The organism is Halorubrum sp. C191, assembly GCF_002727095.1.
Classification (GTDB): domain Archaea; phylum Halobacteriota; class Halobacteria; order Halobacteriales; family Haloferacaceae; genus Halorubrum; species Halorubrum ezzemoulense.
The window spans coordinates 1-988 of sequence record NZ_NHNZ01000116.1 but is presented as its reverse complement, the minus strand read 5'-3'; the positions used below and the strand labels follow the sequence as shown (position 1 = coordinate 988).

The 988-nt window shown below is 56.4% G+C and carries 1 protein-coding gene and 1 pseudogene; both read right to left on the bottom strand.

Annotated elements, in window-relative coordinates; all coding sequences use genetic code 11:
• Positions 1-793: IS5 family transposase (locus tag Z052_RS11860; protein WP_099289051.1), on the bottom strand; the 793-nt coding region annotated here is incomplete at its 3' end.
• Positions 794-867: 74 nt separating this feature from the next.
• Positions 868-988: pseudogene (locus Z052_RS11855) on the bottom strand (IS630 family transposase); the annotation flags it as partial.

Genomic DNA, 988 nt, shown 5'->3' with positions numbered 1-988 from the left:
TAAGAGACAGGCACTTCCGTGTGAGCTCCCGGAACTGGCCGTGCCAGCTCCGGGAGCGGAGCTTCTCGCCGTCGTCTTTTAGCATCGCAAACACGGTCTCACTCATTGACCGCTGGTTGTAGACATCATCGTCAATTCTGGCGTTGTGGGCTTTCTTGAGTGCGTTTTGCTCGCAGTGTTTGATAACTGGCCGTGTAGACCTGTCACGGCAAGCTTCACGGAGATTACTCCACGAGTACATTTTGTCGGCCAGCAACGCTTGCAGGTCTTCGGCGTTCCGCCGAAAGACCTGTAGCCCGATATGGCCGTCATAGGCTTTCTTTGTCGTGAAATGAGCGTCCATGATAGCAAGAGAATCCGTGTCAACAAGCAGCGTCGTTTTCATCGCGTTGAACGAGTAACCGACCCGATTCCGGTAGTGTGAGCTGGCTTGATCACGCTGAAAGCCGCTGGCGTCGATCGACGCGGTGCCTGAGAGCCCCGCCTGCTCCGCCGAGGCGCGGAGCAGGCGGCGGAGTTCTTTCATCGGGAATTCATCGTCCCAGACGCTGAAAGATGTGTAATCCGGCGATGAGTCAAGATCAAACACACCGAGAATTCCCGGCATCTCGTTGAGATAGTCTTCGAGCCTCCGAAGCGGCTTGTTGATTTCCTCTTTGAGCAGAAGGAGCGCGATTTTGGTGGACTTGGCGTACCCGTTGTCGCCGTCGGCGACAGCGGGTACGTCTGGTTGTTCAACATGGTTCGTGGCGAATTCGTGAAACGTCTGTGCGAGGGTCTTGAGACGTCCCATATCGCCAGACGGCGTCCAAATCCCGTGAAATCAGCGATACGATCCGCAGACGGCGTCGGCGTTCAACGGAGCATCCATGGTTGATCCTCGCGGAGGCGTTCAATGAGTTGTTCTTGTTCGGTTTCATCGAGCTTCGGGGGCCTGCCGCCCCCGAAGTTCGGGGTGAGTTTCCCAAGGCCTCCTTGATTCCAGCGA